This is a genomic window from Neorhizobium sp. T25_13 (assembly GCF_002968675.1).
Lineage (GTDB): Bacteria > Pseudomonadota > Alphaproteobacteria > Rhizobiales > Rhizobiaceae > Neorhizobium > Neorhizobium tomejilense.
In genome coordinates, this window is record NZ_PVBI01000001.1 from 566,851 (window position 1) to 577,488 (window position 10,638).

General features: G+C 62.2%; 11 protein-coding genes. 4 read left to right on the forward strand and 7 right to left on the reverse strand.

The features are described 5' to 3' along the window. Position 1: 1 nt before the first annotated feature. From C5J22_RS02705 to C5J22_RS02725, 4 genes are all read right to left on the reverse strand, one after another. Complete coding sequence (locus C5J22_RS02705) at positions 2–226, reverse strand: hypothetical protein (protein WP_046665581.1); 225 nt, start codon at positions 224–226, stop codon at positions 2–4. Between the two features lie 333 nt (positions 227–559). Continuing rightward, positions 560–1,642 carry an Ldh family oxidoreductase gene (locus tag C5J22_RS02710; RefSeq protein WP_245440269.1) on the reverse strand — a complete coding sequence of 361 codons (1,083 nt, stop codon included), beginning with the start codon at positions 1,640–1,642 and terminating at the stop codon, positions 560–562. Continuing rightward, positions 1,639–1,884 (reverse strand): SDR family oxidoreductase, encoded by a 246-nt coding sequence (locus tag C5J22_RS02715; protein WP_305778773.1) that lies wholly within the window; start codon positions 1,882–1,884, stop codon positions 1,639–1,641. The genes C5J22_RS02710 and C5J22_RS02715 overlap by 4 nt, the downstream gene beginning before the upstream one ends. Positions 1,885–2,169: 285 nt before the next feature. Next, positions 2,170–2,892, reverse strand: a complete 723-nt coding sequence (locus C5J22_RS02725; protein ID WP_105437041.1) for a FadR/GntR family transcriptional regulator — start codon at positions 2,890–2,892, stop codon at positions 2,170–2,172. Positions 2,893–3,046: 154 nt separating this feature from the next. Between C5J22_RS02725 and gudD the strand changes: the two genes are divergently transcribed. Together gudD and C5J22_RS02735 are read left to right on the forward strand one after the other, a co-directional pair. Then, positions 3,047–4,438 (forward strand): glucarate dehydratase, encoded by a 1,392-nt coding sequence (gene gudD, locus C5J22_RS02730; RefSeq protein WP_371412531.1) that lies wholly within the window; start codon positions 3,047–3,049, stop codon positions 4,436–4,438. 78 nt (positions 4,439–4,516) lie between these two features. Further along, entirely contained in the window at positions 4,517–5,485 is a 969-nt protein-coding gene (locus C5J22_RS02735; protein ID WP_105437042.1) for a tripartite tricarboxylate transporter substrate binding protein, read from the forward strand. Between the two features lie 64 nt (positions 5,486–5,549). On the opposite strand, the gene C5J22_RS02740 is transcribed toward C5J22_RS02735, so the two are convergent. The 3 genes from C5J22_RS02740 to C5J22_RS02750 all read right to left on the reverse strand — a co-directional run bounded on the left by C5J22_RS02740 (position 5,550) and on the right by C5J22_RS02750 (position 8,739). Then, positions 5,550–5,810: a hypothetical protein gene (locus C5J22_RS02740; RefSeq protein WP_105437043.1), complete on the reverse strand. Its 261-nt coding sequence runs from the start codon at positions 5,808–5,810 to the stop codon at positions 5,550–5,552. A 303-nt stretch (positions 5,811–6,113) separates the two neighbouring features. Next, on the reverse strand, positions 6,114–7,652 hold the full coding sequence (locus C5J22_RS02745) for a tannase/feruloyl esterase family alpha/beta hydrolase (RefSeq protein WP_105437044.1): 1,539 nt from the start codon (positions 7,650–7,652) through the stop codon (positions 6,114–6,116). Positions 7,653–7,761: 109 nt separating this feature from the next. Next, the gene (locus tag C5J22_RS02750; RefSeq protein WP_245440271.1) at positions 7,762–8,739 is read right to left on the reverse strand and encodes a LysR family transcriptional regulator; all 978 of its coding nucleotides are present in this window, start codon (positions 8,737–8,739) and stop codon (positions 7,762–7,764) included. 124 nt (positions 8,740–8,863) lie between these two features. On the opposite strand from C5J22_RS02750, the gene C5J22_RS02755 reads away from it, so the two are divergent. Further along, positions 8,864–9,784 (forward strand): ABC transporter permease, encoded by a 921-nt coding sequence (locus C5J22_RS02755; RefSeq protein ID WP_105421636.1) that lies wholly within the window; start codon positions 8,864–8,866, stop codon positions 9,782–9,784. Positions 9,785–9,794: 10 nt separating this feature from the next. Beyond that, positions 9,795–10,634 (forward strand): ABC transporter permease, encoded by an 840-nt coding sequence (locus C5J22_RS02760; RefSeq protein WP_105437045.1) that lies wholly within the window; start codon positions 9,795–9,797, stop codon positions 10,632–10,634. Positions 10,635–10,638: the final 4 nt, after the last annotated feature.

The following is a 10,638-nucleotide window of genomic DNA, read 5'->3' on the forward strand; positions in this document are numbered from 1 at the left end:
TTTATTCGGCCTGCTCTTCTTCGTCGGCGGCGAGCAGATCGACAAGGGCGGCAACCCTGCCGATCGGCAGATGCCGCCCTTCGCCCATCAGGGCTTCGTCGTTGCTGATCCAGGCCCAGGCCTCGGCCAGCTCAGCCTGGGTCGCCCCGGTTGCGATTACCTCGGTCACAAGTGTCCGGTCGACGGGGCCGAGTACGGCGATGACGTCCTCTGAAGTCATTGTCATGATCTCTTCCTTTCCATGCTTCCACCCATTTATATGGAGGCGAGACGGCAAAATTCCATTTTTTGCCTGAGGAATTCGCGGGGCCTTGAAACGTCAACACGCTGAATTATAGCGGTAATATCGATCGTCTGATGGGATCGACACAAAGTCCGGAGGCGCTGACCGCGCTGTATCTGGAGCAGACAGCCCGGCGAGGCCTGCGCGGACCCGGTTCACGGGTTGAACAGCAGGTTCGGCATGGGCAGCAGTCTCTTTGCAGAAATGCGCATGCTCTCCTCCTCTTCGTGTCTCCTGGACATCGTTTGCCTTGCCGGGCTCCTCCGCCGGCAGTCGTCACGGCAAAAGCGCGGGGGGCTCCAACCCGAAGTGTTCGCCAAGCTTTGCGAACGCCTCCCGCGTTGCCGGATCCAGTGGAACGCCACGCTGTTCACGCTCGTCGGCGACCATCCATTCGCGGTCGCCCGGAGCCATCACCCGCGTGCCCTCGCGCGGCGGCGAAGACCGCAACACCTCGACATATCGCTGCATGCCGGCGGTGAAGACGTCTTCCGGCACGAAAGCGCCGGGCTTCATGGCCAATACGAAAGCGCCAAGGGCGCGGGGCGTGGAAAAATCCGGGCCGTTCATCGGCAGGAGGTCGAAGCTCGGCCGCATGCCCGACAGAACCGCACTCAGGATTTCCACCAGGCCCGCCAGCCCCGCGCCCTTGAACCCGAACTCGCCGCCGACCGGCGCCAGCATCTCGGCCAGCGACGGATCACGGATGTCGCGACCCTCGACATCCGAGGCGACGCCCGCCGGAAGCTCTCGGCCGAGGCTGCGGTAGAGCTTCACGCGGTTATAGGGAATGGCGCTCGTCGCCATGTCGAGCAGCCAGGGCCTTTGCCCGGCGACCGGCACGGCAAACGCGATCGGATTGGTGCCGTGGAACCGCATCGCCCCGTCGTGCAGACGTACGAAACTGTCCGAATTGCAGAAAGCGGCGCCGATATACCCTCTCTGCGCCGCATCCAGCGCATAGGCGCCGGCCGGGCCAAAATGCGAGCTGTTGCGGATCGAGACGGCGCCAATGCCGCATGTGTCGGCAAGCTCGATCACCTTGTCCATGGCGCGATAGGCGGCAAGCGCGCCATGGCCGTGATCGGCGTCGAGCAAGGCCACCGCCGGCACGGACTGGGTCACCGTGATGTTCGGGCGCTTGTTCACCCGGCCACCGGTCATTGCGGTGATATAATGGTCGAGCAGGCGCACCCCGTGGCTGTCCACGCCGAGCCGCGAGCCATGCATCATCGCCCTGGTCGCGGCATCCGCGGTCGCCTCATCCGTCCCGGCGGCGAGAAAAACCGCGCGGCAGAACCGCTCGACATCGCCGATTGCCACATGGACCGTATCCTCGGTGGCTGAAGTCTGGTTCAAAGCGTCTGTCCTCCGTCGATCACGAGTATCTGGCCGGTCATGAATGCTGCTTCGTCGCTGGAGAGAAAAACGGCCGCGGCCGCCATCTCCTTCACTGCGCCCAGCCGACCTATCGCCTGACGGGAAATGACGCTGCGCCGCATCTCTTCGGGATCGGCCGCCTCGTCGGTCCGACCAGCAAGCCGGGCGAAAGCGTCGTGCCCATAGGCGACCCGGTTCGGGAACCCCTTCCACAGGCGCACAACCAACGTCTAGTATGCACACTAGACGTCATTTGATTTTTGGCAAGACGAGCGGCTTCAGGCCGGCAGGACGGAAGACGCAGCAGCCTCGCTGCGACAGCACCTGCAGATTTCGCGTCAGCGGGCGACCGACCGCATCACGCAGGTAACCCGCGAAGTGCATCCGCATGACCTGCCCTATCTGGAAAAACTCGACTGAACCTGCGCGCGGAGCGCGGAGCGGCAGCACCGAGGACCGGCATATTTCGCCGTATCGGGTACCTTTGCGCAGAACTTGATGTCGCTTCACGCGCCGTCTTCGACCAGAAGTCGAATGACGCTCTGGCTCATGTGGAAACTCATGACTTCGTGTGCCTGCACCGCGTCGCCGGCCTTGATCGCTTCAAGGACGCGCTGATGCTCTTCGACGACACGCGGCGCCACCTGATCGGGCGGCCGTTCTTGCAGCTTGCGGGTGAACTCCATCATCAGCTTGATCTGGTTGCGCATCGTCCCGAGCGCAAAGGGATAATACGGGTTGCGAGTGGCTTGCGCCACGGCCATGTGAAAGGCGAAATCTGCTTCAAAGACGCCCTCGCCGGGCGGCAGGGTCAGCATCCGACGGTGCGCGTCCTCGATACCGCGGATTCCTTCGGGATCGCAAAGCCGCGCCGCATCCTCCGCTGCCGCACATTCCACCACCTGGCGAAACCGCATGCAGCGCTTCATGTCGAACACCGTCTGGATCGACAGCCCCTGAATGTCGGCGGCCGACGGCACGACATCCGCCCGAGGCTGCACGAAATTGGCCGAGCCTCGCCGGGAAATGATCCGGCCGGCGTCGCGCATCTTCACCAGCGCCTTTCGCAGGACCGGGCGCGATACGCCGAATTGCCGGGCAAGCTCCGCCTCCGGAGGCAGGCGTCCGCCCCCCTGCCAGGCCGGCGCTTCCAGCATCGCTTCCAGCCGGGCGAGCACATGTGACGACAGGTCCTTAACGGTGCGGGTTTGCTGAATTATCTCATCCATCGCCACATCCTATCCCCGGCATCCGCCCTTTCCAAGTGGGTCGACCGCTTACTAATATTTACTTATATTGACAAATGAGTTCGCTTGCGCGACTTAGTTGAAGATTGCCGCGCCAAGCTGGCCAGAAACCCGCATGACCTGAGAAGTGCCCGACATGACAGAGGACCGGATGCTCATCGAGCCGAATTCATCGACCCACGCCGCAAACAGCCATCTCGCCCGGCATACGCCGCGGATCGTTTCCGTGCGGGCGATCCCGGTTGCGGGACGCGACAGCATGTTGCTCAACCTCAGCGGCGCGCACGCTCCCTTCTTCACCCGCAACCTGGCGATCATCGAAGACGATTCGGGTCGTGTGGGTATCGGCGAGGTTCCAGGCGGCGAGACGATCCGCCGGACGATCGAGGAAGCAGGCCCTCTCCTGATCGGCCAGACGATCGGCGGTTATAACGGCCTGCTCGACCAGGTGCGCAAGACGTTCGGCGACCGTGACAGCGGCGGCCGCGGGCTGCAGACCTTCGATCTGCGCACGACAATCCATGTGGTGACAGCGCTGGAATCGGCGCTGCTCGATCTTCTCGGCCAGCATCTCGGCGTGCCGGTGGCAGCCCTTCTCGGCGATGGCCAGCAGCGCGACCGGGTCGAGATGCTCGGTTACCTCTTCTACGTCGGCGATCGCCAAAAGACCGACCTCCTTTATCGTGATGGCAAAGGCGAGACCGACGCCTGGTTGCGGCTGCGCGACGAGGAGGCGCTGACGCCGGAAGCGATCGTCCGGCTCGCCGAGGCAACGCAGGAGCGCTACGGTTTTCGCGACTTCAAGCTGAAAGGCGGCGTCTTGCGAGGCGACGAGGAGATCGAGGCGGTGACGGCCATCGCTCGCCGCTTCCCCGACGCACGCGTTACCCTCGATCCCAATGGCGCCTGGTCGCTGGAGGAGGCGGTTCGCCTCTGCAAGGGACGCGGCGACGTGCTCGCCTATGCGGAAGACCCATGCGGCGCAGAGCAGGGCTATTCCGGCCGCGAGATCATGGCCGAGTTTCGCCGCGCCACCGGGTTGCCGACCGCCACCAACATGGTGGCCACCGATTGGCGCCAGCTCTCGCACGCGATCCAGCTGCAATCGGTCGACATCCCGCTCGCCGACCCGCATTTCTGGACCATGCAGGGCTCCGTGCGCGTCGCACAGGTCTGCCAGACCTTCGGCATGACCTGGGGCTCGCATTCCAACAACCATTTCGACGTGTCGCTGGCGATGTTCACCCATGTCGGCGCGGCAGCGCCCGGGCGCGTAACGGCACTCGACACCCATTGGATCTGGCAGGACGGACAGCGGCTGACCCGCGAGCCGCTGAAGATCGAGGACGGACATATCGCGGTGCCGGACCGGCCGGGGCTCGGCGTCGAGCTTGATATGGAGCGCGTCGAGGAAGCCCACCAGCTCTACCTGAAGCACGGGCTCGGCGCGCGCGACGACGCGACCGCCATGCAATATCTCATCAAGGACTGGCGCTTCGACAACAAGCGGCCGTGCCTGGTGCGCTGACGAAGAACCGCAGGCCGCCATGCGCCGCAGCGGCCATCACCGGAAAGCGGCGTCAAGGATCATTGAGGAGGATGAACCATGAAAGCGCGAACACTGCTCGCCATTTCGCTTAGCCTCGGCATCGCTCTTGCCGCGGGCGCTGCCAGGGCGTTCCCGGACGGCCCGATCACCATTATCGTGCCCTTCCCGCCAGGCGGCGCGACCGATACGACCGCGCGGTTCATGGAGCCGCACATGTCCAAGGTATTGGGAGCGAACATTGTCGTCGAAAACAAGCCGGGCGCCACCGGCGCGATCGGCGCCGGCCTGGTCGCCGATGCGGAAGCCAACGGCCAGACGCTGATGGTCGCCTCGCTCGGCACTTTCGCCACCAACCCCTATCTCCAAAAGAAGCTCTCCTACGATCCGGTGACGGACTTCGATCTGCTGACGGTCGCGGTGAGCACGCCCAACGTGCTGGTCGCCACGCTGAAATTCAAGCCGGCCAGCGTCCAGGAACTCGTGGCGGCGATGAAGGAAAAGCCGGAAAGCGTCACCTTCGCAAGTTCCGGCACCGGCTCTTCCGATCACCTGACTGCCGCCCTCTTCTGGCAGGCGACCGGCACCAAGGGCGTGCATGTGCCCTACAAGGGAGGCTCCGCGGCACAGGCCGATCTCGTCGGCGGCCATGTGGACGTGTCCTTCCAGAACCTCGGTGCGATCATCAATTTCGTGCAGGGCGGGCAGATGAAGGCGCTCGCCCAGACGGGCGAGAAACGCCATCCGCTGCTGCCGAACGTGCCGACGCTCACGGAGCTCGGATACAGCAATATCGTCGTCAACGCTTGGCAGGGCGTTGCAGCGCCGAAAGGTCTGCCGGCCGACGTCAAGGCAAAACTCAATCAGGCGATCCAGGCCTCGCTCAAAGACCCCGAAATCGTTGCCAAGTTCAACAAGCTGGGCTTCGACGTCGTCGCCAATTCGAACGAGGAATTCGGCACCTATCTCAACAAGGAGATGGCGCGCTGGAAGGACGTCATCGAAAAGGGCAATATCAGCGCGGAGTAATCCGTGGTTTCACGGGCTGCCTCAGTCCCTTGAGCGGCTTTCTCGCAACATCGGGGAAGTCGCATCAAGGTCTGAAAGAGACTTTTCCGGAATCCGGCCCCGTATCTGCAACCTCGATGTGGAAGAGATCTTTGATCGACGCGACCACGTCTTCGATCCGCTCGACGGGACTGCGGCTCTCCAGCTCGACCGGTACGACTTCCAACACGCTTGACAACTTGAACGATCGGACACCGTCAGTCACGGTTGTGTACAATCTCCCGTTTTCAATCCTGATGTCTTCAGCAAAAAAATCGTCACTGTCCTCGACTGCCACCAGAAACATTCACAACTCCACGCGATCTTCGGATAGCCCATAAGATCGAGCGGAACACATCATTTCAAATCGAGAAAACGAGGTAGGCCCGGTTGCTCCTTTCGGTGGTGCCGGGTGGACATGTCCACAACAAGTTCCTGTACTCCCGCATCTGGACGCGGAAATAGATCGTCTGGCGGATATGCGAATCACGAGCACTGAACAATGATGGCGATGCGGGAAGACCCCCACCATCAGCAATGGTCCCGCCTCGCGACTGGAGTCCGGAATCCAGTCGCTTGCGCTTAATCATGCAAGGCCAAGGGCCCCATGTTAGCGGGTCCGGCAGTCGAAGCTTGCCGCGCTGTCGACATTTCCGTCCCCCTTGTAGTGCGCGTAGGACGGGTAGGGGCATAGCGGACGGGTCCGGCCGGGAAAAGCCTTGCCCGAAGCTTCGACACTTCGTGGAGCTTCATCCTTTTCGACCCAGTCGACCAGCTCGGTCAACATGTCGAACTGGTCGAGACCGGCGGGGCCGCCACGGCAATGGGCCATGCCCGGAACGAGATAGAGCTTAGCCCAGTCCTCCACCGGCTTGCCGGTCTTGGTCGCCGTGCTCATCCGGTTGAAGAAATCGACCGTATCGTTGGACGAGAACCACGGATCACTAACCCCATGGAAGAAAATGATCTTGCTTCCCCGGGCGGCGAAGGAACTGAGATCCGTCCATTGATCGGCGTTGATCAGCCGCTGCTGCGGATCGCCGATATCGGCTTTCTCGACGGCATCGTCCACATCGAAACTCATGGCGTTGTTCTTGAACTGCCGGTTGCGCTTGTCGTCGAACCGCATGAGCCCTGGAATGGGGTCTGCCGTGCTCATGACGCCCGTATCGTAGGGAAACGCCACATAGGCGGGCCGACCTGATGCATCGAGTGTCGGCGAAAACGTCTCAGTCACCACGTCCACCTGCTGCTTCGTGAGACAAACGTCGGCTTTACCGGCAGGGCAAACAAGGCTCGCCGGGTCAAACTTGCATGCGCCCGGATTTGCGATCATTCCGTCCTTGAGGCCATCAAGGCCATCGCAGGCCTTCAGTATTCCCTTGAGGACCAGGTCGCGATCGGCATCCGAAAAGACTTTCGAGCGGTCCGGCGCGCCATCGGCACCGGCCGGAGAAATCTTGTTCATCGCAACGTTCTTGGCGGCGAGCGACATGTTCGAACGGCTTGTGCGCATGGCAGGAGCCCCGGCGATAATGCCGTCGAACAATGTGGGAAAGCGTTGCGCCGATGCCATCGCCTCGCGCCCGCCGGTCGAGCATCCTGCGAAATAAGAGCGATCGGCGGCCTTGCCGTAGTAGGCGGCGACCAATGCCTTGCCGAGGGCTGTGACCTTCTCGACCGACCAGCCGGCAAAATTCAGCGTGGCAATCTGATCCGCCCGGAAGGAGGCGTCCCAGGCTTCGCCCTTGTGGCCGCTATCATGCGAGATGACGGCGAAACCACGAGAAAGGCCATTCTGCGTTCCGGCGGCCACGTCTCCCAGGGCTGGCCGCACGACGCCATTCAGACCGCCGCCGCCCTGGACCAGAAACCTTCCCGTCCAACTGTCCGGCAAGGCAATGGAAAAACCGATGGCATAAGCTTTGCCGTCCGCGCCGGTGCGGTGTTCGAACGACCCGCTGACGAGACAATGCGCGAGGCCCTTGTCCTTGATGTGATCGGCGCTCGCGACCTTCATGTCGAACCCGGCCAGCTGAAGGCTCTTCGCCGCCGAGCATTTGGCTTCGGGCGGAGAATCCGCGGCGACGGCCGGCGTCAAGCCGGGCACGAGGGCAACAAACGCTGTGGCAACAACCAGCTTGATCATATCCGATCGTCCTCCTCCATGACGCAGCCTCCTCAAGCCGCGCCACAATCGCACCAGATTTCAGGCTCCCTGTCAATCAACAGCGGCGCCGCTTGCCTGCCCCAGTCGGCTATTCGGGCTGCCCGCCGATCGTTTCGAATTGTGCCGGCGGGACGGACATGGCCGGCCACTTGATAGCGGTTCTCACATCCTTCATTGCCGCTACCCGACGCGTCGTCTCGACAAAATCGAGCACGATCTTTGATTTTTCCTCCGCATGCCAGGCGACGAGCAGTTCGACCTCGGCGGGGATGTCGTCAAGCCGTCTGTACACGAGATAGGGGCTTGGATTGTGGGCGAGCCAGGACGGCGCGATCGCAATCCCGACGCCGGCCGCTACCAGCGTGCCGATCGCCAAGGTATGCGACACCTCCTGCACGATCACTGGGTAGACGCCGGCGCGGCGGAGTGCACCCATGATCGCATGGTAGTAGCTCGCCCCAACAGTCGGGGCATAGGTGATGATGGGCTCGCCGGCGAAATCCTTGACCGTCAGGTCTTCCTTCTGCGCCAGCCGATGCTCCCTGGGCAGCACCGCCACGAAACCTTCCTGCAGGATATGCTCGGTCTTCAGGAAACCTGCCGGGTTGGTCGGGCGGATGAAGGCCACCTGAACCTTGCTGCTCTGGAGCAGTTCGAGCTGCTGCGCCGTGCCCAGCACCTGCACGTCGACGGTCATCGCCGGATAGCGTTTTCGAAAGTCCGCAATGACCGGCGGCAGGACATGCGATAGCGCCACATGCACGCCGCTGACGGAAATCGTTCCGCTATCGTCACCGGAAATGGAACGGGTATGCGTGACCGCCCTGTCGATGCCGCCTAGGATTTCCTGGGCGTGACGCAGGAAGATTTCGCCGGCCGGCGTCAATTTTACCCGGCGGGTTGTGCGGCGGAAAAGCTTGGTGCCGAGGCGATCTTCGAGCTGCCGGATCTGCTGACTGAGCGGCGCCTGCGCCATGCCGAGCTTGTCGGCGGCGCGGCTGAAATGCAGCTCTTCGGCGACGCAGGCGAAATAGTGGAGGTGACGAAATTCGATGCCATATTTCATATCGGAAACATATCAATACCCCCGTGATTTTGTAATAGATAATAATCTATTCCCGTGATTAGTTTCAAAAAAACGACGATAAAATTGGAACAGCTGGAGCTTCGGCTTCCGAAACGGAGCGTGAATGACGCGTTTCTGGGTGTTGAAAATTTTGCGGACCGTGTTGACGCTTTGGTTCGTGGTGACTTTCGTATTCGTGGTGCTGAGAACGTCCGGGGATCCGGTCGTGGCGCTTGTCGGCGCCGATGCCACGCCTGAGGAAGTCGAACAGTTCCGCCAGCTCTGGCGTCTCGATGATCCGCTGTGGATCCAGTATTTCCGCTACGTCGTCCAGATGGCGACCGGCCAGTTCGGCATTTCCTATCGCGACGGCCGCGAGGTCATCGACATCATCGCCGAACGGGTTCCGTGGACGCTGATCCTCGGCCTTTTTTCCTATATCGGGGCCATCCTGATCGGCGTGCCGGCCGGCATCATCGCCGCCATCAAGCGCGGTTCGACCTTCGACAACCTGATCATGGCGACCGCCGTGTTCGGCTTCGCCCTGCCGAACTTCTTTCTCGGCATCCTGATGATCCTGCTCTTTTCGTTGAGCCTGCAATGGCTGCCCAGTTCCGGCACCGGCACCGTGTTGCACCTGATCATGCCCGCCATCACGCTTGCAACCTTCACGGCCGGCACGCTCGCCCGCTTCACCCGCTCGGCGATGCTGGAAGTGCTGGACAAGCTCTATATCCGCGCCGCCGCCGCCAAGGGCGTCGGTTACTGGAAACGTATCATCTTCCACGCGCTGCCGAATGCCAGCATCCCGCTCGTCACCATTATCGGCCTCAATCTCGGCGAGCTGATCGGTGGCGCCATCGTCGTCGAGACCGTGTTCGCATGGCCGGGCGTCGGCCGCCTGCTGGTAACCGCCGTCTCCTCGCGCGACCTTGCGGTCGTGCAGGGGCTGGTGCTGATCATGGCGGTGACGATGGTGCTCGCAAACCTTGTCGTCGACCTGCTCTACGGCCTGCTCGACCCGCGCATTCGCGTGCAGAATTGAGGGCCGGCGGATGAAGCGCGTTTCCCCCATTCTGGTTTTTGCCATCGTCATCCTGGCGATCGCGGTCATCGTCGCCATCATCGGCAATGTCTTCACGTCGCACGGCATGTCGCAGCAGAACCTGCTCGCCCGCCTGAAGCCGCCGGCCTTCATGACCGGCAGCAATCCAAACTTCCCGCTCGGCACGGACCGCATCGGCCGCGACATGGTCGCAAGAGTGATTGCCGGCCTGCAGATGTCGCTTTCGGTGGCGATCGCCGGCACGATCATCGGCGCCGTCTTCGGTTCCGTCGTCGGCTTCATCTCTGCGCATTTCCGCGGCTGGGTCGAGGAAGTGCTGATGATGCTGGTCGACTTCCAGGCGTCGCTGCCGTTCATCCTCATCACCCTGACGCTGCTAGCCTTCTTCGGCAACAGCATGACGCTGTTCATCATCCTGATGGGCCTGTTCGGATGGGAAAAATACGCCCGCCTCTCCCGCGGTGTGGTTCTGTCGGCGATCAACCAGCCTTATGCGAAGGCGATCGTCGCGCTCGGCGCCGGCAACGGCCGGCTCTATCTGAAACATGTGCTGCCGAACGTGGCGAGTGCCCTGATCGTGCAGGTAACCCTGACGTTCCCGCAGATCATCCTTCTGGAAACCTCGCTCAGCTTTCTGGGCCTCGGCATCCAGGCCCCGCAGACCAGCCTCGGTCAGATCCTCGGTGATGGCCGGGACTACCTTTCGACCGCGTGGTGGATCTCGATCTGGCCTGGCCTGGTCATCTTTCTCGTCACGCTTTCGATGAGCATCGTCGGCGACTGGCTGCGTGACCGGCTCGATCCGATGCTGCGTGCCCGAACAACCTGAAAAT